Origin of the sequence: Enterovirga rhinocerotis (assembly GCF_004363955.1) — a bacterium.
GTDB classification, from domain to species: Bacteria; Pseudomonadota; Alphaproteobacteria; order Rhizobiales; family Beijerinckiaceae; genus Enterovirga; species Enterovirga rhinocerotis.
The window spans coordinates 165,165-189,264 of record NZ_SNZR01000016.1 but is presented as its reverse complement, the minus strand read 5'-3'; the positions used below and the strand labels follow the sequence as shown (position 1 = coordinate 189,264).

Genomic DNA, 24,100 nt, shown 5'->3' with positions numbered 1-24,100 from the left:
TTCCTCAGGCGGCCTTCCGGTCCGCCAGGAAGCTCCCCATCCGGTCGAGCGCCCGCGCGATGTTCTCGGCGGAATTGGCGTAGGAGACGCGGATATAGCCCTCGCCGTGGACGCCGAAATCGGGTCCGCCGATGGTCGCGACGCCCGCTTCCTCCAGCAGCGCCGAGGCCAGCTTCTTCGCCTTCCACCCCGTCTGCGAGATGTTCGGAAACGCGTAGAACGCGCCCTTCGGCACGATGCAGGAGACGCCGGGCAGCCGGTTCAGGCCCTCGGTCACGAGTGTGCGGCGCTTGTCGAAGGCGGCCATCATCTCGGCGACGCAATCCTGCGGGCCGTTCAGTGCCGCGATCCCGGCGAACTGGGTCGGCGCGTTGACGCAGGAGAAGGAGTTCACGGCGAGCTTGCGGGCCATGTCGTAGAGCCGCGCCGGCCAGACCGACCAGCCGAGCCGCCAGCCGGTCATGGCATAGGTCTTGGAAGCGCCGTCGAGATAGATCAGCCGGTCGCGGATCTCGGGATAGGACAGCAGCGAGACGTGCTGCTCGCCGTCATAGGTCATCGTGCCGTAGATCTCGTCGGAGAGGATCGCGACGTCGGGGTGCTTCGCGAGGCCCGCGACGAGCGCGTCGATCTCGGCCTTCGGCGTCACGCCGCCCGTCGGGTTCGCCGGCGAGTTGATGATGACGAGGCGCGTCTTCGGCCCGATCAGCGACAGGGCTTCCTCGGCCGAGAAGGCGAAGCCGTTCTCCTCCCGGATCGGGATCGGGATCGGCGTCGCGCCGGTATACTCGATCATCGAGCGGTAGATCGGGAATCCGGGATCGGGATAGAGGATCTCCGCGCCGGGCTCGCCGAACATCAGGATCGCGGCGAACATCGTCACCTTGCCACCCGGCACGACCATGACGCTACCGGGATCCACCGAGACGCCGAACCGGCGATGCAGGTCGCCGGAGACCGCCTCGCGCAGCGGCAGGATGCCGGTCGCGGGCGTATAGCCGTGATGTCCGTCGCGGATCGCCTTGGCCGCCGCCTCGGCGACATGCGGCGGGGTCGGGAAATCGGGCTGGCCGATGCCGAGATTGACGATGTCCCGGCCCTGCGAGGCGAGTTCGGTCGCCCGAGCCAGGACCGCGAAGGCGTTCTCTTCGCCGATCCGGTCGAAATTCGACACCGTCCGAAACATGACGTTTTCTCCCTCCTGCCCTTGGCAGGTTCGCCCTCCTATGGCCGAAGCGGGCGACGCTCAAGAGCCCGCGGGCGATCCGAGAATTGACGGTCCAGGGGTTCGGACGATATTGGAGCGGTTCAAAGGGTGGCCTGGCCAGCCCTGGTGCTGACCGCAGGGGCGCGTATGAACCTGGCGAAGCGGAAGGGGCTGATCGCCCGGACGCCGGAGAGCGAACGCCCTCCTGCCGGTCCGCTGCGGTTCCCTCCCAGACTCGCGAGCGAGCCCGTTTCGCGGTTTCGCCCCTTCGAGGATCGCTGGGAACCCGGCTTCCTTCGGCTTCCGCTCGCCTCCGCGAGCCGTCCCCTGTCCTGGGTCGTCGATTCGATGGGCATCTATTACGATGCCACCGCTCCGAGCGAACTCGAGATGCTGCTCGAGCGCGGCGGGTGGGAAAGCGACGAACTCATGGCCGAGGCCGAGGCCGGAATCGCGGCCCTTCGCCAGAGCGGCCTTTCGCTGGACAACGATCCGCGACGGCGCGATCTCGGCCGGCTTCTCGACGCCGCGGAAGACCTCGATCTCGGCCCGGGAGGGAAGGTCGTGGTCGTCGTCGACCAGCCGATCGCCGATCAGACGGTCGGTTTCTCGCTGGCCGGTGCCGGCCGGTTCGGCGCCATGCTGGAATATGCGCGTGCGGAGAACCCCGACGCGATGATCGTCGTCGTCACGGACCCGGCGGGGCCCGCGGTTGCCGAGGCCGGCCATCTGCTCCGGCGCCCGCTTCCGGAGGGGGTGTTTCCCGTCTACGAGCCCGTGACGAGCCGCTCGATCATCGACCGGGCCGATCGTCTCTATACGGTCTGCACGCATCTCGGCTTCGAGGCGGCCTTGGCCGGCATTCCCGTCGTCTGTTTCGGGATCGCCTTCTATTCCGGCTGGGGCTTCACCGATGATCGCCTCGTCGCCAGCCGGCGGACACGCCGACGCAGCGCGCTCGAGGTCTTCGCCGCCGCCTATCTGCACTATTCCCGGTACTACGATCCGAAGACCGGCGGCATGATCGGCTTCGCCGACGCCCTCGCGCTGCTGAAGGACGAGGTCGCCGCCTCCCGGACGGCGACCACCGCTCGCTCACGCAACCGAGGCTCGATCGGGCTCGAGCGCCTGGGCATCTTCCGGTCCGGCCTGCGACACCTCCTGCCGAAGAACTGACGGGTTCGTCTGAGCGGCGAGGTCGAGGCGGTCCGCCGCCGCCCGCACGGCCGCCGACAGGCCTTCGCGGCCGTAATAGACGCCGCGGATCTGGATCTCCGAGGCGATGGCCCGGATGAAGGCGGTGAGAAGCTCCTGATCCGGCGGCTGCGCTTCCGCCCAGAACCGGTCGAGATGGCCCTTGAAGGCGAGGCCTTCGATGTCGAACACGGCCGCCCCGAGCGTGATCAGCGGCTTGCCCGAGCGCAATCCCCACAGGCCGACGGTCGAATTCACCGTCACGACGCCGCGCGCGCCGTCCAGCAGCGTGTCGAGCTGGCCGCCATCGAGGAAGTCGACCCGGTTGCGGACGCCCCAATTCGCGGCCGACCGCCGGACCAGCCGGCCCCAGTTGCGCATCCCGGGATCGAGCGGGTGGATCTTCACGAGCAGCCGCGCATCCGCGGGCGCATTGGCCGCGAAGGAGCGGATGACCTCGTGGATCGGCGTCTTGAGGTCCGGATAGGGCGAATAGGCGCGAAGCTGGAAGTCGTTCTCCATCTGCAGGGGAAAGACCCAATAGGGCACGCCCGATTCGCGGACGGACTGGATCAGGCGATTCGCCCGCTTGTGCCCGCGCTTCGCCCGCAGGAAATGAAGCCCGGTCCCGAGATAGACGAAGGCCGGATGATGGACCTGGTGGGAGCGGTAGCCGGGATAGCGGAAGGAGAGAAGCGAACTCGACAGGTGATAGGCCATGTCCCACACGGCCTGGGTGAAGAAGCTGTCGCCGTATTTGACGGTGAGATCGGGTTCCGGCGCCGCCGCCGCGAGCGCCCGGATCGCGTCCGGCTCGCGCGGGAAGGCGCTGTCGCCCGACATGCCGTCCGGCTCCAGCGTGATCCAGTCGGGCCGCAGATAGCCGAAATCGGTCACGGTCACGCGGATGTTGCGGGCCTTGGCCGCCGCCACCGCCACCTTGTGGTAGAAACGCTGCTCCCCGAGCAGGACGAGATCGGTCACGCCCCTGCTGTCGAGGAACTCGGACACGAAGGCCGGCCAGGCCTCGAGCGGACCCCGATAATCCGTCGCGCCGCCGCGGCGCCAGAACAGGCTGTCCCCGTAGCAGAGATTGATCCGGAGGGCCTTGTGCCCACGCGCCTCAAGCGCGTCCGCCACCTCCGCGAAGAAGGGCGTGATCGGTCCTTGCAGAAACAGAAAAACCTGTCGGCCGGCATGGCCAGAGCGCATATGGCGCGACCCACTCCGTTGACGTCGTCCCTCCATGTCATGGGCGGGAGCCCACGGCAATGTCGGACCGGCGGGCCCGAGGGCCCGTCACTGCTTCAATGCACAGCGATGGGATGCACCCTGCGGATCGCGACCGCGATCCAGCCCGCGAGCGCTGCCTTGATCAGGTCGCCCGGCACGAAGGCCAGCGTGCCCAAGGCCGCATTCTGCCACGCGATCCCGGTGACGGCGACGAGGCCGATGACGCCGCAGAGATGGTCGATCACGACGCCGCCGAGGATGCAGGCGAGGACCGTCGCGCCGAAGGCGGGGAGCGGCGGCCGCCTGTCCGCTCCCAGGAGGCCGACGACCCAGCCCGTCACGAAGGCCGCGGGAACGAAGCCGATCAGATAGCCGACCGTCGGGCCGGCGAAGACGCCGAGGCCGCCCCGGCCGCCGGAGAGGACCGGCAGCCCCATCGCCACCAGGGCGATCAGGATCACGGCCGCCATCGCGCCGCGCCAGGGGCCCAGCAGCGCGCCGGCCAGCATCACCCCGAGCGATTGCAGCGTGATCGGCACGGGAATGATGCCGATCGGGATCGGCGGGATCGTGCCGAGGACGACGATGAGGGCCGCGAACAGGGCCGTGAGGACGATGTCATGGGTGGTCACGCGGCGGCTCCTTCGGGGACGATCGCGCCTTCTCGCCCGTCCAGGAGCGGGCGTCGATGGCCTCGGCGGTTTCCGTGGCCTCGCGCAGGATGCGGGCCACGAGCGGGATGATCAGGCGGCTCGGGGACGCTCTGAGGCCGCGCGCGGCCTGAGCCTCGCGCAACTCCTCGGCCATCCCGCGCACGAGCGCCAGGGAGCGCAGCGCGAGCGCGAGCGCGAGTCCCGCCTTGTCGGCGGAGACGAAAGGCAGCCGCTCGAAGGGGCGGAGCGCGGCGACGATGGCGTCCTGGATCGCGCTCGCGCGCGTCGTGCCGGTGACGAGCTCGGCGAGGACGAGGAGGCTCGACAGCCGCAGCAGGACGACGAGCGCCCGCTCCGGCCCCTCGATGAGGAGCGTCAGCAGCGCGAGGCAGCCGATCGTCAGCACGAGCCAGCGGCCGGCCGCCCGCGACAGCCCGGCAGGCCCGAGCACCAGAAGGCCTGCGAGAAGAACGAGGGCGGAGGCGACGCCCAGCACGGCCGCGGATTGGATGAGAAGCAATCCGGTCGCGAGCACCACGAGCGCGGCGAGCTTCAATCCGGCCGGCCAGCTCGACACCGCCGCGCGGAGGGAGGGCGACCAGGCCTCGCGGCTCACGCCATGCGCTCCCGGTACCAGGCGATGGCGGCGCCCGGCTCGTCGTCGGCGACGATGCGGCCGCCGTCGAGCACGAGGGCCCGGTCGAAACCCGCGACGAGGTCGAGGTCGTGCGTCACGACGATCGCCTGCTGGTCGAGCCCGCCGATCGCGGCGGCGATCCGGTTGCGGTTGCGGAGGTCGAGGAGGGTCGTCGGCTCGTCGAAGACGAGGATGGCCGGCTGCATCACGAGGACGCCGAGCAGCGCGACGAGCTGCTTCTCGCCGCCGCTGAGGGTCGCGACGGGCTGAGCCGCGAGATGGCCGAGGCCGAAGCCGTCGAGCGCCGCGCGGGAGGCCTCCGCGGCCTCCATCCGCGACCGGCCGAGATTGCGCAGGCCGAAGGCGATGTCCTCCTCGACGATCGGGAAGACGATCTGGTTGTCGGGATTCTGGAAGACGAAGCCGACGCGGCGGCGCACGGCCTTGGGATCGGCCGCCGGATCCAGGCCGTCGACATCCAGCCGTCCGGCGCTCGGCACGACGAGGCCGTTGATGAGCCGCACGAAGGTGCTCTTCCCGGAGCCGTTGGGGCCGAGGATCGCGATGCGCCGCTCCGGGAGCACGCAACTCACCTCCGCGAGGACGCGACGCTCCCCCCGCGTGACGGAGACCTCGTCGAACCGGATCACCGCGTCATCCCGGGTTCAACGTGACGATGGGAGACGCGGCGACCCCGCGACGGTGCGGGCGGCGGATTCATGACGGTTCCTCGACATGGGCCGCCCCGATGCCATGCGCGGGCGAGCGGGTACAGGGGCTTGCCCGCGGCGTGCCACTAGCCGTGCCCGATAGCGCGGGCTAAGCCTCAAGGCGGAGGTATCGCATGACCCGTTCCATCCTCGCCGAGATCGAGCCCCTGGCAGCCGGGCTCACGGCCATCCGCCGCGACATCCACGCCCATCCGGAAATGGGCATGGAGGAGACGAGGACGGCGGCCCTCGTGGCGCGGGAATTGAGGGCGGCGGGGCTCGAGGTGACGGAAGGCGTCGGCGGCACGGGCGTCGTCGGCACGCTGCGCGGGAACCGGCCCGGGAACCGCGCGATCGGCCTGCGCGCCGACATGGACGCGCTCGCCATCCACGAGAAGACGGACCTGCCTTACGCCTCGACGACGCCGGGCACCATGCATGCCTGCGGCCATGACGGCCACACGACCATGCTGCTCGGCGCAGCCAAGGCCCTCGCCGCAAGGCCGGATTTCGGCGGCACGGTGCAATTCATCTTCCAGCCCGCCGAGGAGGGCCGCGGAGGCGCCGCGGCCATGCTCGCCGACGGGCTGTTCGAGCGCTTCCCCTGCGATGCGGTCTACGGGATGCATAACGGGGCCGGCCTGCCGGTCGGCAAGTTCCGGATCCGCTCCGGCCCGATGATGGCGGCGGTCGACTTCTTCACCGTCACCTTCCGCGGCACCGGCGGGCATGGCGGCTCGACGCCGCATCTGGCGACGGATGTCACCATCGCCCAGGCCCATTTCTGCCTCGCGCTCCAGAACGTGATCGGGCGCAACGTGCCGGCCGTCGAGCCGGCGGTAGTCTCGATCGGCTCGATCCATGGCGGCTCGGCGGATTCGCCGAACGTGATGCCGGCCGAGATCGTGATCACCGGAACGGTCCGCACCTTCTCGGACACCGTCCGCGCCTTGATGGAGCGGCGCCTGCGCGAACTCGCCGCCATCCATGCCCAGGCTCAGGGATGCAGCGCCGAGGTCGCCTATTCCGGTTTCACCAACGTCCTCGTCAACGACCCCGACCATACCGCGAAGGCGGTGCGGGCCGCCTCCCTCCTCGTCGGCGAGGAAGCGGTCGACGGCAACGCCCCGCCGATTACGGGTGGCGAAGATTTCGCCGACATGCTGCAGGCCCGGCCCGGCGCCTTCATCTTCATCGGCAACGGCGTGAAGGAGGATGGCTCCTTCCACTCCGTCCACACGCCCCATTACGACTTCAACGACGACATCATCCCGCTCGGCGTCGGCTACTGGGTCGCGCTCGTGCGGCAGGAACTCGGGGCCTGAAGGCTACCCGACAGCGGCACGCTCACCCTCCCCTGGAGGGGGAGGGTCGGACCGAAGGTCCGAGGTGGGGTGATGCGCGGCATCCACCTCGACGACGTCAAGGATGAGGAGAGGCGGGGTTCACCCCACCCCGCCGGCTTCGCCGTCGACCCTCCCCCTCCAGGGGAGGGCGGGAGGAGCGGTCATCGCTCGTCGACCGCTCCCGGCCTACCGCACCTCGCTCAGCTTCTGCCCGCTCACCGTCTCCAGCAGCGCGTAGAGCGTGCGGTTGACGGGCACGGCGATGCCGTGGCGGTCGGCGGCCTCGAGGAGCGCGCCGGTGACATAGCGATGCTCCAGCGGGCGGCCCGAAAGACGGTCGTAGAGCATCGAGGTGCCGGCATCGGCGCCGTGGGTGCCGAGCGCGGCCAGGGCCCGCTCGAGATCGTCCGCCGTGAGCTTCGCACCTTCCGCCTGGGCGACGGCGACGGCCTCTTCGAGGATCTGCCGGGCGAGGTCGCGGGCCTGGGGCTCGCGGAAGAGGGAGGTTCGCCGGAGCGTCAGCGCGGTCAAGGCATTGGCGACGAGGTTCGACAGGAGCTTGCGCCAGGCGACGGTGACGAAATCCTCCGTCGGCTCGATCGCGAAGCCCGTCCCCGCGAAGAGCCCGGCCAGCGCCGCCGCGTCTTCGCCGGCGGGAACCGCGATTCGCTTCGCCCCGTGATGGACGATCTCCCCGGGCGCCCGCCGCTCGACGCTGCACCAGATGATCGCGGGCTGGACGGCCGCCGGCCCCGCGATCGGCGCGGCGCGCTCGACATGGCCGACCCCGTTCTGGATCACGACGAGGGTCGAGCCCGGCCGCGCCAGCGCCTCGATCCAAGGGAAGGCGCTCGCCGTGTCCTGCGATTTCGTCGTCAGGAGGATCCAGCGCGCCGGGGCGATCCCGGCCGGATCGGCCGTGATCGGGAGCGGCACCTCGCGGACGGTGCCGCCCTCCTCGACCGTCAGCCGGTCGAACGGCGTCCTCACGCAGAGCGTGACCTTGCGGCCGGCCTCCGCGAGGCTCGCCGCGACATAGCCGCCGATCCCGCCGCTGCCGATCACGGCGACGTGATCCGCCGCTCCGTCCGTCTCTCGACCCATGCTGCTATCCTGCCCCTGCTGCGGCTTTGCGCCGTTTCCGCATCCGTCATCCGGATGACCGCGTCGTCCTCCCGTGACGGGGAGGGGTTCCTATTCGCGCCGGATTCCTAGAACAGCCTCTAGAGATGCCAATGTCGTGCCGCCAGGGACTCGCCGCATGAACGACCCGCGCTGGATGGTGATCACCGGGGCCTCCTCGGGGATCGGGGAGGAGATGGCGCGCATCGCCGCCTCCCGCGGCCGCTCCCTCGTCCTCGTCGCGCGGCGGCAGGAGCGGCTCGCCGGCCTCGCCCAGGGCCTCGCGAGCGACGCGGTGCGGATCGAGACCGTCGCGCTCGATCTCGAGCGACCCGATTCGGCGCAGGCGCTCGTGACGACGCTGCAGGAGCGCGGCATCGTCGTCGAGACGCTCGTCAACAATGCCGGGTTCGGGCTCCGCGGCGGCTTCGCATCCCTCCCCTACGAGGAGCAGATCGCCATGATCGAGCTCAACGTGACGACGTTGACGCGGCTCTGCCGGCTCGTCCTGCCCGATCTCGTCGCCCAGCGGCGGGGCGGGATCATCAACGTGGCCTCGCTGGCCGCCTGGCAGGCCATCCCCTTCTTCGCCGTCTACGCGGCCACCAAGGCCTATGTCGTGTCCTTGTCGGAAGCCCTGCACGAGGAGGTGCGCCGGCACGGCGTCGTGGTCACGGCCGTCTGCCCGGGCCCCACCACGACCGAGTTCGCCATCCGCGCCGACATGGAGAAGTCGAAGCTCTTCAACATGGCGCCGATGAACGCCGCCGCCGTCGCGCGCATGGGGCTCGACGGGCACGAGGCGGGACGGGCCGTCGTGATCCCGGGCCTGCGCAACCGGGCGACCGGCTTCGGCTCGCGGCTCGTGCCGCGGATCGTCGCCCGCCGCGTCGCGGGCTGGCTCCAGGGTTGACGGAATGGCCCTTCCGGCCGCTCTCGGGCGCCAGTTCGGCGTCTTCGTCGCCGTTGGGCTCGCGGCGGCGATCGCCCATTACGGCCTGCTGATCGGCCTCGTCGAAGGCTATCGGGTCGATCCGGTCCCCGCGACCCTCGTCGGCTATGTCGCTGGCGGGATCGTGTCCTATCTCCTCAACCGGCGCCTGACCTATGCGAGCGCCCGCCCGCATCGCGAGGCGACCTGGCGCTTCGCCGCCGTCGCCGGCACGGGTTTCCTCATCACCTGGGCGATGGTGGCCGGCCTCGTGCGCGGGGCCGGGATGCCCTATCTCGCCGCGCAGCTCCTGACGACGGCCGCCGTCCTGTTCTGGAGCTTCGGCGCGCACAGGCTCTGGACATTCCGGGCGCCGCCGCCCTGAGCGCGAGAGCCCGAGCCGCGCCTTTTGCGCTGGATCAATTCGTCGGGACGGCCTCGGGATGATAAGCGACGCTCTCGCGACAGCAGACGGAGCTCTCCCCATGCCGACATCGCCCCAAGCCTCCCCCGCTTCGACGACGAGCACGAGACCGCGGCCGCCCAAGATGCGGGCCGCCATCTTCGTCGAGCCCGGCCGGATCGAGCTCGACGACAAGCCCGTCCCCGAGATCGGGCCGCTCGACGCCCTGATCCGCATCACGACGACCACGATCTGCGGGACGGACGTCCACATCCTGAAGGGCGAGTACCCGGTCGCACGCGGCCTCACCATCGGCCACGAGCCGGTCGGCATCATCGAGAAGCTCGGCTCCTCGGTTCTGGGCTTCCGCGAGGGCCAGCGCGTCATCGCCGGCGCCATCACGCCGTCCGGCCACAGCGCCGCCTGCCTCTGCGGCTGCTCCTCGCAGGACGGCCCCGGCGAGAAGCACGGCTTCAAGGCGATGGGCGGCTGGCGCTTCGGCAACACGATCGACGGCGCACAGGCCGATTTCCTGCTGGTGCCCGACGCCATGGTCAATCTCGCGCCGGTCCCGGACGGGCTCAGCGACGAGCAGGTCCTGATGTGCCCGGACATCATGTCGACCGGCTTTTCCGGCGCCGAGAACGGCGGCGTGAAGATCGGCGACAGCGTCGCGATCTTCGCCCAGGGACCGATCGGGCTCTGCGCCACGGCGGGGGCGAAGCTGATGGGCGCGACGCGGATCATCGCAGTCGAGAGCATCCCCGAGCGGCAGGCCGTGGCGCGGCGGCTCGGCGCCGACGAGATCGTCGATTTCTCGAAGGTCGATCCGGTCGACGAGATCATGCGCCTCACGGACGGGCGCGGCGTCGACGTTTCGATCGAGGCGCTCGGGCTGCAGAAGACTTTCGAGGCGGCCCTGCGGGTGCTGCGGCCGGGCGGAACGCTCTCCTCGCTCGGGGTCTATTCGAGCGACCTGACCATCCCCCTCGGCGCCTTCGCGGCCGGGCTCGGCGACCATCGGATCGTGACCGCGCTCTGCCCCGGCGGCAAGGAGCGGATGCGGCGGCTGATGGATGTCGTCGCCACCGGCCGCGCCGATCTCGGCGCGCTCGTCACGCACCGCTTCCCGCTGGAGCGCATCACCGAGGCCTACGAGATGTTCTCGCATCAGCGCGACGGCGTCCTCAAGGTCGCGATCACGCCCTGAGCGTCCAGGCTGCGGCTCCGTCACGCGAGGATCCGCAGCGCCGTGACGATCCCGGCCCCGGTCAGGACGACCCCGAGCGCGAGATCGACCCTCCGCCGCGATTGCTCGTAGAGGCGGCGGAGATGGCGGTTTGACAGGCCGAGGGCAACCCCGCCGAACCATGCGGTCGCGAGGACGAAGACGGTCAGGACGAACGAGCCGGGCGGAATGCGCGCACCGACGACGGCACCGACGAAGAAGGTGCTCGTCACGGGATTGGTGACGGCGGTGAGCAGGCCCAGCCCGAAATGGCCGGCGATCCGCGTCTCGTCGGAGCAGCCGCCGGACGGGAGGGCGCGGAAGGCCCGGCGGAGCGCGCCGAGGCCGATGAGCAGCAACATCGCAGCGAGGACGAGCTTGCCGAGGGTCGCGGCTCGGGGATCGGCGGCGAATAGGCTCGCACCGGAAGCCGCCGCCATCGCGAGGATCCCGGCGCCGCAGCCGATCCCGAGCGCGGCGGCAAGAGCTCCGCGGCGGGAGGCGGCCGCGCCCGCGCGAGCGACGACGAGAAGATTCGCGCCGGGCAGGGCCATGATCAGGAGGTAGGCGAGCGCGAATTCGGGAAGCCCCGCAGCCTGCTCCGCACCGATCTCCATATCGTGTCCCCCACGGAGCCGCAGCGGCCCTCGCGACGGGAGACGGGACAGGCGGGGCGATCCGGACACGGCGCGACCGAGCGCGTCGGATCGGCCCCTCCGGGTTCGCGCGACCCGAAGGATGGGTTAGGCTCCGCGAAAGGAGACCGTCATGACGCTGTCCATCGCCGTCTTTTCCGACGTGATCTGCCCCTGGTGCTTCATCGGCAAGCGGCGCCTCGAGAAGGCGCTCGACGAGCTCGGCCTGCGGGGCGAGACGACGGTCGAGTGGCTGCCCTTCGAGCTCAATCCGGACATGCCGGAAGAGGGGATGGAGCGCGCGCACTACCGGGCCGCGAAATTCGGCTCGGAACGGGCCGCGACGCTCGATCGCGAGATGACCGCCCGCGGCGCGGAGGAGGGAATCGCCTTCGCTTTCGACCGGATCGCCCGCACGCCGAACACCCGCAAGGCGCATCGGCTGATCGCCCATGCGAGCAAGAATGGGCGCGGCGAGGCCGTGAACCAGGCGCTGCTCCACGCCTATTTCGAGGAGGCTCGCGAGATCGGCGCGGACGACGTGCTGCTCGCCATCGCCGAGGAGCAGGGTCTCGACCGCGCGGCGGCCGAAGCCGCCCTGTCCGACCCGGCGCTGGGCCGGGAGATCGTCGCCCTCGAGCGGCGCGCGGGCGAGATCGGCGTCCAGGGCGTGCCCTTCTTCATCGTCGACCACAGCTGGGCGGTCTCGGGCGCCCAGACGCCGGATCAATGGATCGCGGCCCTGCGCCAGCGGACGGAGACCGGCGCCGCGGCCGAGTAGCGGCTACGGCGCCGGGCCGTCACATCTTCGGCATGACCGCGATGTCGCGGACCTTGCCGGACACGCCTGCGATCGTGGCGGCCTTGGTGCCCTTTCCGGTGGCGAGGTCGACGCTGTAGAGCGTGTCGCCCGCCATCACCCAGGCGGAATTGCCGCCCTTGCCGTCCGAGGCGATGTCGAAGGCGACGCCGTCGCCGCTCATGCCCATCGGCCCGACCGTGTTGAGGACGCCATCGTTCGGGGGCGCCTGCTTCAGCAGCGTTCCCGACGCATCGATGTCGAACAGAACGGTCTCCTTCGCGCCCTTCATCGAATTGGTATAGGCGCCGGCCACGACCTTCGGCGTCTTGCCCTTCATCGTGTCGGCATCGGCGAATTTCAGGCTTCCGTCCTTGACCACCTTTCCGTCGTCGACATTGACGCGCAGGTTGGTGCCGTCGGACCCGATGACGCGCAGGCGATCGGCGACCGGATTGAAATCGACCGTCGCCATCACGCCCGCGGGCAGCATGGTCTCGAGCTTCGACTTGACCGCCGCCTTGCCGCTCTTGTCGATCGTGACGATGTGGCCGTCGGAGATCACCGCGTACAGCATCCCGTCCGCCGGGCGGACGTCGATCCCGAGGATCGTGCCGGAGATCCCCGACACCTTCATCGACCCCGTGACCTTCTTGGCGTTCGTATCGACCATGGCGATGGTGTCGTCGCCGACGAGCGCGGCGACCATCTCCGCCCTGGCGGCACCCGCGGCGAGGCCGACGGCGAGGAGGGCGAGGCCGGTTGATTTCAGCATGATGGATCTCCCTGGACATCCGGCCGAGGCGACCGGTCGGAGGGGCTACACGGCACGGCATCGGACGGATGCACCGCACCGCAGATTTTTTTTTCCGGCACCGAGCATCCAGCGGGCGAGCCGCCGTGTAGTCTCCTCTCGACGGGCACGGAGGACGCGTGGGGACGGATCCAGAGCGGCGCGATGAACTCGGCGCAGCTGTCAGAGGCTGCGCTGCCGGCGACCGATCCGCGCTGCGGCTCATCTACGAGCGCGAATCCCGCTCGATGCTCGGCGTCGCGAAGCGCGTCCTGCACCGGCAGGCCCTGGCGGAGGAGGCGGTGCAGGACACGTTCGTCCGCGTCTGGCAGCATGCCGCCAGTTTCGATTCCACCCGCGGGTCGGCCCGGACCTGGCTGTACGCGATCCTCCGCAACCGGGCGCTGAACATCCTGCGCAGCGAGCGGAAGACGGATCTCGTCGACGATTTCGAGCCCATGGCCCTCGAAAGCGGGGAGGAGCGCGCCGATGCGATGGTCGAACGCCTCTCGGAAGCCGGACGGCTGCGGCGCTGCCTCGAGGGCCTCGATCCGATCCGACGCCGTGCCGTGCTGCTGGCCTATGCCGGTGGCCTGACCCATGGCGAATTGGCCGGGAGGCTGGGCGTGCCGCTCGGCACGATGAAATCCTGGATGCGGCGCTCGCTGATCCTCCTGCGCCGGTGCATGGCATGAGCCCGACCGCCCCGACCCCGCCGGACGACGAGAGCGACCTCGATGCGGGGCTCTACGTCTTTGGCCTCCTCGATGAGGTCGACACCGCCCGTGCCGCGGAGCGCGAGGTGCATGATCCGGCCTTCGCAGCCGCCGTCGCGCACTGGCGGGAGCGGATGGCCGAACTCGATGCGACGGCGGAGCCGGTGCCGGCCGACGACGCGCTCTGGCAGAGAATCGAGGACGCGATCGCGGCTCCCGCCGCCGCGCAGGCCGCCGATCGCCGGTCCGTCCTGCGAGCGGGGAAATCGGGCTGGCTCGCCGGCTTCTGGCAGAGCCTCCCCGTCTGGCGGACCGCGACCTTCGCGGCTGCCTCGGCGGCCCTGGCGATCGGCCTCGTCACCGCCACGCGGCAGCCGAGCCCGATCATGGTCGCCGTCCTGCTCACCGATACCCATCGCGCCGCGGCGGTTGTCGACATCTTCGCCGACGGCCGCGCACGATTGCTGCCGCTGGAGTCGATCGCGGTCCCCGACGATCGATCGCTCCAGGTCTGGACGCTCTGGGACAGGGCTCATGGCCCCGTCTCGCTCGGGATCCTCGACCGGGCGCGCCAGATCCGGCTTCCCGTCGAGAACCTGCCCCGCACGATCCCGAACCAGCTCTTCGAGATCACGCTCGAACCGAAGGCCGGCTCGCCGACCGGTCGGCCGACCGGCCCCATCCTGATGAAGGGAACGACGAGCCCGACGCTGTAGACGGCGAACTCGTCAGAGGCCGAGCTTCTTCCTGCGCTGGGCGAGCGTGCGCAGGCGCAGCGCGTTCAGCTTGATGAAGCCGGCCGCGTCGCGGTGGTCGTAGGCGACGGCGCCCTCCTCGAAGGTGACGAGGTCCTGGTCGTAGAGCGAGTTCGGGCTCTCGCGGCCGAGGACGTGGACGCCGCCCTTGTAGAGCTTGAGACGCACCGTGCCGGAGACCAGCTCCTGGCTCTTGTCGATCAGCGCCTGGAGCATCTCGCGCTCGGGCGAGAACCAGAAGCCGTTATAGATGAGCTCGGCATATTTCGGCATGATCTCGTCCTTGAGATGCGCCGCCCCGCGATCGAGCGTGACCGATTCGATGGCGCGGTGGGCGAGGGCGAGGATCGTGCCGCCGGGCGTCTCGTACATGCCGCGGCTCTTCATGCCGACGAAGCGGTTCTCGACGAGGTCGAGCCGGCCGATGCCGTTGTCGCGGCCGAGATCGTTGAGATGCTTGAGCAGCGTCGCCGGAGACATCGGCGTGCCGTCGACCGAGACCGGGTCGCCGCGCTCGAAGCCGATCGTGATGATCGTCGGGGTGTCGGGCGCCTCTTCCGGCGAGATCGTGCGCGAGAAGACGTAGTCCGGCACCTCGGCGGCGGGATCCTCCAGCACCTTCCCCTCGGACGAGGAGTGCAGGAGGTTCGCGTCGACCGAGAAGGGCGCATCGCCGCGCTTGTCCTTGGCGATCGGGATCTGGTGCTTCTCGGCGAAGTCGATGAGCTGCTCGCGCGAGCGCAGGTCCCATTCGCGCCAGGGCGCGATGACGGTGACGTCGGGCTTGAGCGCGTAATAGGTCAGCTCGAAACGGACCTGGTCGTTCCCCTTGCCGGTCGCGCCATGGCAGACCGCGTCGGCGCCGAGTTCCTCCGCGATCTCGATCTGGCGCTTGCCGATGAGCGGGCGCGCGATCGAGGTGCCGAGGAGATAGAGGCCTTCGTAATGGGCGTTCGCCCGGAACATCGGGAAGACGTAGTCCCGCACGAATTCCTCGCGCAGGTCCTCGATGAAGATGTTCTCCGGCTTGATGCCGAGCAGCTCCGCCTTCTTGCGGGCCGGCTCCAGCTCCTCGCCCTGGCCGAGATCGGCCGTGAAGGTGACGACCTCGCAGCCATAGGTGGTCTGCAGCCATTTCAGGATGATCGAGGTGTCGAGGCCGCCCGAATAGGCGAGGACGACCTTCTTCACTTGCTTGGTGTCGGACATTCGGAGCTCCGGAAGATGGCGCAGGGCATATCGCCCGCCGCCGACGCGTGCAACGGGGCCGGAAAGACGCGCCCCGCCTGCCGGAAAACGGGCCAAAAACGCTTGAGCGAGCCGACTCCGCTCCCTACGGTCGAATCTCGAGGAAACGAAAGACCCGAGGACATGAGCGACAGCAGCCCTCCGCGCGGCAAGCGGCCGACCTTTACCGACCAGGAGGCGCTGAACTTCCATTCGGTCGGCCGCCCCGGGAAGCTCGAAGTCGTGGCGACCAAGCCCATGGCAACGCAGCGCGATCTCTCGCTCGCCTATTCGCCGGGCGTCGCCGTCCCCGTCCTCGCCATCGCGGACGATCCGGCCACGGCCTACGACTACACCGCCAAGGGCAACATGGTCGCCGTCATCACGAACGGAACGGCGATCCTGGGGCTCGGCAATCGCGGCGCGCTCGCCTCGAAGCCGGTGATGGAAGGCAAGGCCGTCCTCTTCAAGCGCTTCGCCGATGTCGATTCCTTCGACATCGAGGTCGATACCGAGGATGCGGACACCTTCATCGAGGCCGTGCGCCATCTCCACCCGGCCTTCGGCGGCATCAACCTCGAGGACATCAAGGCCCCCGAATGCTTCATGATCGAGGAGCGGCTCAAGGAGCTGATGCCGATCCCGGTCTTCCATGACGACCAGCACGGCACCGCCATCATCGCCGCGGCCGGCCTCCTCAATGCCTTCCAGCTCACGGGCCGCGACCTCAAGGACGCCAAGCTCGTCGTCAACGGAGCCGGCTCCGCCGGCATCTCCTGCGTCGAGCTCTTGAAGGCGCTCGGCTTCACGCCGAACAACGTCGTCCTCTGCGACACGAAGGGCGTGATCTATCGCGGCCGCACCGAGGGCATGAACCAGTGGAAGTCCGGCCACGCGGTCGAGACCAAGGCGCGGACGCTCGCCGAGGCGCTTGAGGGGGCCGACGCCGTGTTCGGCCTCTCGGCCAAGGGCGCCTTCACGCCGGAGATGATCCGCTCGATGGCGGCCAATCCCATCATCTTCGCCATGGCGAACCCGGATCCGGAGATCTCGCCCGAGGACGTCGCGAAGGTGCGCGGCGACGCCATCATGGCGACGGGCCGCTCGGATTATCCGAACCAGGTCAACAACGTCCTCGGCTTTCCCTACATCTTCCGCGGGGCGCTCGACGTGCGCGCCACGACGATCAACATGGAGATGAAGCTCGCCGCGGTCCGCGCCCTCGCCGATCTCGCGCGCGAGGACGTGCCGGACGAGGTGGCGGCCGCCTATCAGGGCGCGCGGCCGCGCTTCGGGCGCGAATACATCATCCCGGTGCCGTTCGATCCGCGCCTGATCTCGACCATCCCGGTCGCGGTGGCCGAGGCCGCGGTGGCGACCGGCGTCGCCGGCCGTCCGATCCCCCCCAACTACGCGGCCCAACTCCAGGCGCGGCGCGATCCGACCGCCGGCATCCTGGCCCAGGTCTTCGACCGGGTCCGGAAATACCCGAAGCGCGTCGTCTTCGCCGAAGGCGAGGAGGAGCAGGTGATCCGCGCCGCCGTGAGCTTCGTGAACCAGGGGCTCGGCACCGCGATCCTGGTCGGCCGCGAGGACACGGTGAAGGCCTCGGCCGAGGCCGCCGGCATCGAGATCGATCGGCCCGGGATCGAGATCCACAACGCACGCGTCTCGAAGCGCAACGTCGCCTATGCGCAATATCTCTACGAGAAGCTGCAACGACACGGCTATCTGTTCCGCGACTGCCAGCGCCTGATCAACCAGGACCGCAACTCCTTCGGCGCCTCGATGGTCGAGCTCGGCGATGCCGACGCCATGGTCACGGGCGTCACCCGCAACTTCTCGGTCGCGCTCGAGGAGGTCCGGCGCGTGATCGAGCCGAAGCCGGGGCACCGCGTCATCGGCGTCTCGCTCTGCCTGACGCGCGGGCGCACCGTGCTCGTCGCCGACACCGCCGTGACCGAGATGCCCGACGCGAAATCCCTCGCCGAGATCGCGATCGAGGCGGCGGGCGTGGCCCGGCGGCTCGGCATGGACCCGAAGATCGCGCTGCTCGCCTTCTCGACCTTCGGCCATCCGGAGGGAGAGCGCTCGCGGCACGTGCGCGAGGCGGTCAAGATCCTGGATTCCATGCGCGTCGATTTCGAATACGACGGCGACATGGCGGCGGACGTCGCGCTGAACCCCGAGCACATGAAGGCCTATCCGTTCTGCCGCCTGACCGGCCCCGCCAACGTCCTCGTCATGCCGGCCTTCCATTCCGCCTCGATCTCGACGCGGATGCTGCAGGAGCTCGGCGGCGCGACGGTGGTCGGCCCGCTTCTCGTCGGATTGGACAAGCCCGTGCAGATCGTCTCGCTCGGTGCCACGGATGCCGACATCGTGCGCATGGCCGCTCTGGCGGGCTACGGCCTGGGCGGCTGAGTTCCCTCCGGGAGGGCGTGCGTCCGGAAGGTTACGCCCAGGAACATTGCGGATGGGAGCGTCGTTCAATGCCCATGAAGCGGCGCCTCACGGCCCGCACGAGGGAGTTCAGCGATGAGCGGCACGACCGACAAGATCAAGGGCATGGCCAACGAGGCCGCCGGCAACGTCAAGCAGGGCGTGGGCAAGATGACCGGAAGCGAAAAGCTTCAGGCCGAGGGCCTCGCCCAGGAAGCCAAGGGCGAAGCCCAGCAGACGATGGGCGAGGTCAAGAACCAGGCGTCCAAGGCCGCCGATACGGTCAAGAAGCAGTTCTGATCCGACAATCTCGGATCATGGGGCGGTCATCCTCGGATGGCCGCCCTTTTTCGTGCCGCGCGCTGATCAGAACAGCGCCGCGGCTTCCGCGGCATTGGTCACGGTGACGTTCATGTCCGTGACGAGCCCGTTTCCGATCGAATAGACCCAGCCATGCACGGCCAAGGTCTGGCCGCGCGCCCAGGCATCCTGGACGAAGACGTCGGTCGCGACATTCCTGACCTGCCGCATGACGTTCAGTTCGCAGAGGCGATCGAGGCGTTCGCGGCCCTCCGGCAGGGCTTCGAGTTCCTCGCAATGGAAGCGCGCGACCTCGCGGATCGGCTGGAGCCAGTGGTCGACGAGGCCGCGTCGCTTGCCATCGACCGAGGCCGCGACGCCGCCGCAGCCGTAATGTCCGACGACGAGGATGTGCTTCACCTTGAGCACGTCGACGGCGAATTGCAGCACCGAGAGGTAGTTCGCATCCTGCGGCGGGGCGAGGTTGGCGACGTTGCGGTGCACGAAGACCTCGCCGGGATCGAGGTCGACGATCTCGGAGGCCGGAACGCGGCTGTCGGAGCATCCGATCCAGAAATATTCGGGTGCCTGCTGGCCGATGAGGCGCTTGAAGAAGCCGGGATCGGCCTCGACCTTGCGGCTCGCCCAGACGCGGTTCCGATCCTTCAGATGATCGAGCATGTGATTTGTCTTGCACATGCGCATTCCAGTTGCCGCGGGTCGCGCGGCTGTCAACCGCTCGGATGGGCGACAGGGCGATCCGTCCGCTTCGCGTCGATTTTCCGCAATGGACTCCGCTTCTGCCCTGCCGCAAAGCTCGGCCGGAGCCGCAGGCTCGCCGAATGCCGCTTCGACGGCACGGGACCGGAGAGGGAATGCAGTGATGAGGACGGGTCTGACGCTGTCATGCGCATGTCTGGCGCTTGGGTTCACCTTGGCGGGCGCGACGGTCGCCACGGCGCAGCAACCCGTCCGGATCGGCGTGATCGACGATCTGTCCGGCATGTATTCCGCCAATGGCGGCCCCAACACGGTGCTCGCGACGCAGATGGCCGTGGAGGATTTCGGCGGGAAGGTCCTGGACCGGCCGATCGAGGTGATCTCCGCCGATCACCAGAACAAGCCCGATATCGGTTCGACCCTCGCCCGCCAGTTCGTGGATGAGAGGGGTGTCGTCGCGGTGGTGAATGGCGGTGCGAGCTCCGTCGGCCTCGCCATCCAGACCTATGCCAAGCAGCGCAAGTTCACGACGCTGATCTCGGGCGGCTACGCGGCGAATTTCTCCGGCACCGGCTGCTCGCCCTACGGGACGCAATGGGCGCCGTCGACCGGCGAACTCGCCAACGCGGTCGCCGAGGCCGTCGTCAAGGGCGGCGGCAAGAAGTGGTATCTTCTCACCGCCGACTACGTCTTCGGCCACAATCTCTCGGCGGATGCGACCAAGGCCGTGAAGGCGGCGGGCGGCGAGGTGGTCGGCGAGACGCGCCACCCGCTCGGCACGGCCGACATGTCCTCGCCCCTTCTCACCGCCCAGGCCTCGGGGGCCGACGTGATCGGCCTCGCCAATGCCGGGCCCGACCTCGTCAACACGATCAAGCAGGCGCGCGAATTCGGCGTCTCGTCGAAGCTGATCTCGATGCTGGTCTTCGCCAACAACGTCGTCGCCCTCGGCCTCGATACGGCGCAGGGCCTCCGCTTCGCGGTGAATTTCTACTGGGACGCCAACGACGACACCCGCGCCTGGGCGAAGCGCTTCATGGCGCGCAACGGCAATCAGGTGCCGACGATGGGCCACGCCCTCGCCTATATCGCGACCACCCACTACCTGCGCGCCGTCGCGGAGGCGAAGACGACCGAGCCCGCCGCCGTCGACAAGGCGATGAAGGCCCTGCCCATCACCGGCGGCATGCTCAAGAACCCGCGCATCCAGTCCAACGGCCGGGTGACGATGGACATGTACCTCGTCGAGGTGAAGAGCCCGAAGGACTCGAAGGGTCCGGCCGACATCTACCGCATCGTCGACACGATCCCGGCCGAGAAGCTGTTCCTGTCGCCGGAGAAGAGCGGCTGCCCGCACACGGCGGGCTGAGGCCCAGCCTCCGATCCGCCCGACCTGTCGCCCCGGGCCCAAGCGCGCCGGGGCGACGCTACGGCTTCAGCCGATACCCCGTGCGGAACATCCAGGTGACGATGCCCGCGCAGGCGAAGAGGAAGATCAGCGTCATCGTGAGGCTGATCCCGATCCCGATCTCGGCCGTGCCGAAGAAGCTCCAGCGGAAGCCGGAGACGAGATAGAAGGCCGGGTTCAGGAAGCTGACGCTGCGCCAGAAGGGCGGCAGCATGTCGATCGAATAGAAGCTGCCGCCGAGGAAGGTCAGCGGCGTGATGATCAGCATCGGGATGAGCTGAAGCTTCTCGAAACTGTCGGCCCAGATGCCGATGACGTAGCCGAACAGGCTGAAGGTCACGGAGGTGAGGACGAGGAAGGACACCATCCAGATCGGGTGGGCGATCTTGAGCGGGACGAAGATCGCCGATGTCGCGAGGATGATCAGCCCGAGGATGACCGATTTCGTCGCCGCCGCGGCGACATAGGCCGAGGTCAGCTCGAAGGGCGAGACGGGCGCCGACAGGTGCTCGAAGATCGTGCCCGTGAAGCGCGGGAAATAGATCGCGAAGGAGGCGTTCGAGACGCTCTGCATCAGGAGCGAGAGCATGATCAGCCCCGGCACGATGAACGCGCCGTAGGGCACTCCGTCGACCTCCTGGATGCGCCCGCCGATCGCGGCCCCGAAGACCACGAAATAGAGCACCGTCGAGATCACGGGCGAGACCATGCTTTGAAGAAGCGTGCGCCGGGTCCGGTTCATCTCGAACCGGTAAATGGCGCGCAGCGCGTACCAGTTCATGCCGCCGGCCTCTCGTCGTGCACGAGCTCGACGAAGATGTCCTCGAGCGTCGACTGCTCCGTGTTCAGGTCCGCGATCCGCACGCCCGCCGCGCGAAGCCGCTCCATCAGCGTGCCGATGCCGCTTCCCCCCGCCTTCGCGTCGAAGCTGTAGGTCAGGCGGCGGCCATCCTCGGAGAGGGCGAGCTGCTCGGCCGGCAGGCCGTCTGGCAAGGCCGCAAGCGGCGCGTCGAGATCGATCGTGAGCCGCTTCTTTCCGAGCCGGCGCATGAGCTCGGCCTTCTCCTCGACGAGGACCAGCTCGCCGCGGTTGATGACGCCGATCCGGTCGGCCATCTCCTCGGCCTCCTCGATGTAATGCGTCGTGAGCACGATGGTGACGCCCTGCTCGCGCAGGCGCCGGACGAGGACCCACATGTCCCGGCGCAGCTCGACATCGACGCCGGCCGTCGGCTCGTCGAGGAAGAGGACGCGCGGCTCGTGAGCGAGTGCCTTGGCGATCAGGACGCGCCGCTTCATGCCGCCCGAGAGCGTGATGATCTTGGCGTCGCGCTTCTCCCAGAGCGACAGGTCGCGCAGGACGCGTTCGATATGGGCCGGGTTCGGCGCATGGCCGAAGAGGCCTCGGCTGAAGCTCACCGTCGCCCAGACGCTTTCGAAGGAATCGGTGTGCAGTTCCTGCGGCACGAGCCCGACGCGGCGTCGTGCCGCTTTATAGTCCCGAACGACGTCGTGACCCTCGACCAGAACCCTCCCGGTCGAGGCCCGGACGGTGCCGCAACAGATGCCGATCAGGGTCGTCTTACCGGCGCCGTTCGGACCGAGCAGGGCGAAGATTTCTCCAGGCCGAATGTCGAGATCGACCGTTTTGAGCGCCGGAGGGCCGCTCTTGTAGGTCTTCGATACTGTCTGGATGGAAATGGCGGGTTGCATTGCGGCGCTGGCATGCCGCGCTTTGCCGGCCGCGTCCAGCCGGCCGCCGTGCTGCGACGCACGCCGGTGTCGGGCGATCTGGACCCCTCCCTCGATGCCGCCGCCGCCCCCGGCCCCGGCAATGCAGCGTTGACGGCCGGAAACCGGGCCGGTCTAATCCTTGCAACCCGCCGCTCGACGGCAGCCGCAGCGGAGCCGGCGAGACGATGACGACATCTGTGCGTTCGACAGCGGCCCTCGCCGATCCGACCAGCCCGCCTCGCGGGCAGCGCGCCTCGCGCGAAAGGTGATCCGATGGCCGTTCTCGAGATCGACAACCTCTCCCTCGCATTGCCGATGGCCGGCGACCGGGCCTTCGCCATCCAGAACCTGTCGCTGACGGTCGAGCGCGGCGAGACGCTCTGCGTCGTCGGCGAATCCGGCTCCGGCAAGTCGATGACGGCGCTCGCGACGATGGGGCTGCTGCCCCGCGCCGTAAAGGCGACGGGCGGCGCGATCCGGCTCGAGGGACGCGATCTCCTCAAGCTCAACGAGACGGAGATGCGGTCGGTGCGCGGCCGCGACGTCTCGATGATCTTCCAGGAGCCGATGACCTCGCTGAACCCGGTGATGCGGGTCTCCGAGCAGATCGAGGAGACCTTCGAGGCCCATAACGCGCTCGACCGCGCGAAGCGCCGGGCCCGGGCTCTGGAGCTCATCACCGAGGTCGGCCTGCCCGACCCGCCGGCCATCGCCCGTGCCTATCCGCACGAATTGTCCGGCGGCCAGCGCCAGCGCGTCATGATCGCCATGGCCCTCGCCATGGAGCCGAAGCTCATCATCGCCGACGAGCCGACGACCGCCCTCGACGTCACCACCCAGGCCCAGATCCTGAAGCTGCTCGACGCCCTGCGGAAGAAGCACGGCACCGCCGTCCTCTTCATCACCCACGATTTCGGCGTCGTCTCGGAGATCGCCGACAAGGTCGCGGTGCTGCAGCACGGCATCTGCGTCGAGCGCGGCACCGCGCAGGAGGTGCTGCACAACCCGCAGCACGACTACACGAAGCGCCTCCTCGCGGCCGTGCCCTCGCTCGAACCGCCGCCGGCGAAGGACCTCTCGGGCGCGACGGTCGCCTTCGACGTGAAGGGGCTGAACAAGGTCTATCGCGGCCGCGGCTTCTTCCGGAAAGGCCGCGAAGTGCGGGCGGCCGAGGACGTCACCTTCGCCATCAAGCGCGGCGAGACGCTCGGCCTCGTCGGCGAATCGGGCTCCGGCAAGTCGACCGTCAGCCGCTGCGTGATGCGCCTGATCGAGCCCGATGCCGGCTCGATCCGGATCGGCGACACCGATATCGAGCGCCTGTCGCAATCCCAGTTCCGGCCGCTGCGCAAGCGCATCCAGATGGTCTTCCAGGACCCCTTCGCCTCGCTGAACCCGCGCCGCACCGTCGGGCGCATCATCGCCGAGGGACCGATCGCGCAGGGCGTGCCGCGCGAGGAGGCGCTCGCCAGGGCGCGCAACCTCCTCGACCTCGTCGGCCTCCGGCCGGAGGTGATCGACCGCTACCCGCACGAATTCTCCGGCGGTCAGCGCCAGCGCGTCGGCATCGCGCGTGCGCTCGCCCTCGACCCCGAGGTCCTCGTCGCCGACGAGCCCGTCTCCGCGCTCGACGTCTCCGTCCAGGCGCAGGTGCTGCGGCTGCTCCAGGACCTGCAGAAGCGCCTCGGCCTCGCCATCCTGTTCGTGACGCACGACCTGCGCGTCGCGGCCCAGATGTGCGACCGCATCGCCGTGATGCAGAAGGGCAGGATCGTCGAGCTGCAATCGACGCATGCCCTCTTCGCCGCCCCGCAACACGCCTATACGAAGGCGCTTCTCGCGGCGGTGCCCGGCGGCCACGAGGTCGGCGCAAAACTCGCGGCGGAAGCCTCGGCCTAAGGACGCAA

The 24,100-nt window shown here is 69.1% G+C and carries 24 protein-coding genes; 12 read left to right on the top strand and 12 right to left on the bottom strand.

Annotated features, from left to right (window positions below):
* Positions 1–4 precede the first annotated feature (4 nt).
* Positions 5–1,186, bottom strand: coding sequence for a pyridoxal phosphate-dependent aminotransferase (locus EV668_RS21505; protein ID WP_133774030.1), 1,182 nt, complete (start codon positions 1,184–1,186; stop codon positions 5–7).
* Positions 1,187–1,315: 129 nt separating this feature from the next.
* Between EV668_RS21505 and EV668_RS21500 the strand changes: the two genes are divergently transcribed.
* Positions 1,316–2,383, top strand: a complete 1,068-nt coding sequence (locus EV668_RS21500; protein ID WP_133774028.1) for a capsular polysaccharide export protein, LipB/KpsS family — start codon at positions 1,316–1,318, stop codon at positions 2,381–2,383.
* Here EV668_RS21500 and EV668_RS21495 read toward each other — a convergent pair.
* From EV668_RS21495 to EV668_RS21480, 4 genes are all read right to left on the bottom strand, one after another.
* On the bottom strand, positions 2,303–3,613 hold the full coding sequence (locus EV668_RS21495) for a capsule biosynthesis protein (protein ID WP_245513342.1): 1,311 nt from the start codon (positions 3,611–3,613) through the stop codon (positions 2,303–2,305). The genes EV668_RS21500 and EV668_RS21495 overlap by 81 nt on opposite strands.
* A 95-nt stretch (positions 3,614–3,708) precedes the next feature.
* Entirely contained in the window at positions 3,709–4,266 is a 558-nt protein-coding gene (locus tag EV668_RS21490) for a biotin transporter BioY (protein ID WP_133774024.1), read from the bottom strand.
* Positions 4,253–4,903: a CbiQ family ECF transporter T component gene (locus tag EV668_RS21485; protein WP_166652583.1), complete on the bottom strand. Its 651-nt coding sequence runs from the start codon at positions 4,901–4,903 to the stop codon at positions 4,253–4,255. The genes EV668_RS21490 and EV668_RS21485 overlap by 14 nt, the downstream gene beginning before the upstream one ends.
* Positions 4,900–5,574: an energy-coupling factor ABC transporter ATP-binding protein gene (locus EV668_RS21480; protein ID WP_133774021.1), complete on the bottom strand. Its 675-nt coding sequence runs from the start codon at positions 5,572–5,574 to the stop codon at positions 4,900–4,902. Before EV668_RS21480 ends, EV668_RS21485 begins: the two co-directional genes overlap by 4 nt.
* A gap of 194 nt (positions 5,575–5,768) precedes the next feature.
* On the opposite strand from EV668_RS21480, the gene EV668_RS21475 reads away from it, so the two are divergent.
* On the top strand, positions 5,769–6,959 hold the full coding sequence (locus EV668_RS21475; RefSeq protein WP_133774019.1) for an amidohydrolase: 1,191 nt from the start codon (positions 5,769–5,771) through the stop codon (positions 6,957–6,959).
* Positions 6,960–7,166: 207 nt separating this feature from the next.
* Here the strand turns inward: EV668_RS21475 and EV668_RS21470 are convergent, their stop codons facing one another.
* Positions 7,167–8,084 (bottom strand): 2-dehydropantoate 2-reductase, encoded by a 918-nt coding sequence (locus EV668_RS21470; RefSeq protein WP_133774017.1) that lies wholly within the window; start codon positions 8,082–8,084, stop codon positions 7,167–7,169.
* 157 nt (positions 8,085–8,241) lie between these two features.
* Between EV668_RS21470 and EV668_RS21465 the strand changes: the two genes are divergently transcribed.
* The 3 genes from EV668_RS21465 to EV668_RS21455 all read left to right on the top strand — a co-directional run bounded on the left by EV668_RS21465 (position 8,242) and on the right by EV668_RS21455 (position 10,646).
* On the top strand, positions 8,242–9,015 hold the full coding sequence (locus tag EV668_RS21465) for an SDR family NAD(P)-dependent oxidoreductase (protein WP_133774015.1): 774 nt from the start codon (positions 8,242–8,244) through the stop codon (positions 9,013–9,015).
* Between the two features lie 4 nt (positions 9,016–9,019).
* Positions 9,020–9,418: a GtrA family protein gene (locus EV668_RS21460; RefSeq protein WP_133774013.1), complete on the top strand. Its 399-nt coding sequence runs from the start codon at positions 9,020–9,022 to the stop codon at positions 9,416–9,418.
* Positions 9,419–9,518: 100 nt separating this feature from the next.
* A complete protein-coding gene (locus EV668_RS21455) occupies positions 9,519–10,646 on the top strand; it encodes an NAD(P)-dependent alcohol dehydrogenase (protein WP_133774012.1) in 1,128 nt (375 codons plus the stop codon).
* Between the two features lie 20 nt (positions 10,647–10,666).
* Here the strand turns inward: EV668_RS21455 and EV668_RS21450 are convergent, their stop codons facing one another.
* The gene (locus EV668_RS21450; RefSeq protein ID WP_133774010.1) at positions 10,667–11,281 is read right to left on the bottom strand and encodes a LysE family translocator; all 615 of its coding nucleotides are present in this window, start codon (positions 11,279–11,281) and stop codon (positions 10,667–10,669) included.
* Positions 11,282–11,432: 151 nt separating this feature from the next.
* Here EV668_RS21450 and EV668_RS21445 point away from each other — a divergent pair, with 151 nt between their 5' ends.
* On the top strand, positions 11,433–12,080 hold the full coding sequence (locus tag EV668_RS21445) for a DsbA family oxidoreductase (RefSeq protein WP_133774008.1): 648 nt from the start codon (positions 11,433–11,435) through the stop codon (positions 12,078–12,080).
* Positions 12,081–12,099: 19 nt separating this feature from the next.
* Here the strand turns inward: EV668_RS21445 and EV668_RS21440 are convergent, their stop codons facing one another.
* Positions 12,100–12,873, bottom strand: a complete 774-nt coding sequence (locus EV668_RS21440) for a DUF4394 domain-containing protein (protein ID WP_133774006.1) — start codon at positions 12,871–12,873, stop codon at positions 12,100–12,102.
* Between the two features lie 158 nt (positions 12,874–13,031).
* Between EV668_RS21440 and EV668_RS21435 the strand changes: the two genes are divergently transcribed.
* Together EV668_RS21435 and EV668_RS21430 are read left to right on the top strand one after the other, a co-directional pair.
* Entirely contained in the window at positions 13,032–13,586 is a 555-nt protein-coding gene (locus EV668_RS21435; RefSeq protein WP_133774004.1) for a sigma-70 family RNA polymerase sigma factor, read from the top strand.
* The gene (locus tag EV668_RS21430; RefSeq protein WP_133774001.1) at positions 13,583–14,323 is read left to right on the top strand and encodes an anti-sigma factor; all 741 of its coding nucleotides are present in this window, start codon (positions 13,583–13,585) and stop codon (positions 14,321–14,323) included. The genes EV668_RS21435 and EV668_RS21430 overlap by 4 nt, the downstream gene beginning before the upstream one ends.
* Positions 14,324–14,335: 12 nt before the next feature.
* Here the strand turns inward: EV668_RS21430 and EV668_RS21425 are convergent, their stop codons facing one another.
* The gene (locus tag EV668_RS21425; RefSeq protein WP_133773999.1) at positions 14,336–15,571 is read right to left on the bottom strand and encodes an argininosuccinate synthase; all 1,236 of its coding nucleotides are present in this window, start codon (positions 15,569–15,571) and stop codon (positions 14,336–14,338) included.
* A gap of 162 nt (positions 15,572–15,733) precedes the next feature.
* On the opposite strand from EV668_RS21425, the gene EV668_RS21420 reads away from it, so the two are divergent.
* Together EV668_RS21420 and EV668_RS21415 are read left to right on the top strand one after the other, a co-directional pair.
* Positions 15,734–18,013, top strand: a complete 2,280-nt coding sequence (locus EV668_RS21420) for an NADP-dependent malic enzyme (RefSeq protein WP_133773998.1) — start codon at positions 15,734–15,736, stop codon at positions 18,011–18,013.
* Positions 18,014–18,127: 114 nt separating this feature from the next.
* Positions 18,128–18,331: a CsbD family protein gene (locus EV668_RS21415; protein ID WP_133773996.1), complete on the top strand. Its 204-nt coding sequence runs from the start codon at positions 18,128–18,130 to the stop codon at positions 18,329–18,331.
* Positions 18,332–18,397: 66 nt separating this feature from the next.
* Here EV668_RS21415 and EV668_RS21410 read toward each other — a convergent pair whose 3' ends face one another.
* Positions 18,398–19,012 carry a carbonic anhydrase gene (locus tag EV668_RS21410; protein ID WP_133773994.1) on the bottom strand — a complete coding sequence of 205 codons (615 nt, stop codon included), beginning with the start codon at positions 19,010–19,012 and terminating at the stop codon, positions 18,398–18,400.
* 202 nt (positions 19,013–19,214) lie between these two features.
* On the opposite strand from EV668_RS21410, the gene EV668_RS21405 reads away from it, so the two are divergent.
* Positions 19,215–20,420 (top strand): ABC transporter substrate-binding protein, encoded by a 1,206-nt coding sequence (locus EV668_RS21405; protein WP_133773991.1) that lies wholly within the window; start codon positions 19,215–19,217, stop codon positions 20,418–20,420.
* A 58-nt stretch (positions 20,421–20,478) separates the two neighbouring features.
* Here EV668_RS21405 and EV668_RS21400 read toward each other — a convergent pair whose 3' ends face one another.
* Together EV668_RS21400 and EV668_RS21395 are read right to left on the bottom strand one after the other, a co-directional pair.
* Complete coding sequence (locus EV668_RS21400; RefSeq protein WP_133773989.1) at positions 20,479–21,240, bottom strand: ABC transporter permease; 762 nt, start codon at positions 21,238–21,240, stop codon at positions 20,479–20,481.
* On the bottom strand, positions 21,237–22,172 hold the full coding sequence (locus EV668_RS21395) for an ABC transporter ATP-binding protein (protein ID WP_133773987.1): 936 nt from the start codon (positions 22,170–22,172) through the stop codon (positions 21,237–21,239). Before EV668_RS21395 ends, EV668_RS21400 begins: the two co-directional genes overlap by 4 nt.
* Before the next feature lie 294 nt (positions 22,173–22,466).
* Here EV668_RS21395 and EV668_RS21390 point away from each other — a divergent pair, with 294 nt between their 5' ends.
* Entirely contained in the window at positions 22,467–24,092 is a 1,626-nt protein-coding gene (locus tag EV668_RS21390; protein ID WP_133773985.1) for an ABC transporter ATP-binding protein, read from the top strand.
* Positions 24,093–24,100 lie beyond the last annotated feature (8 nt).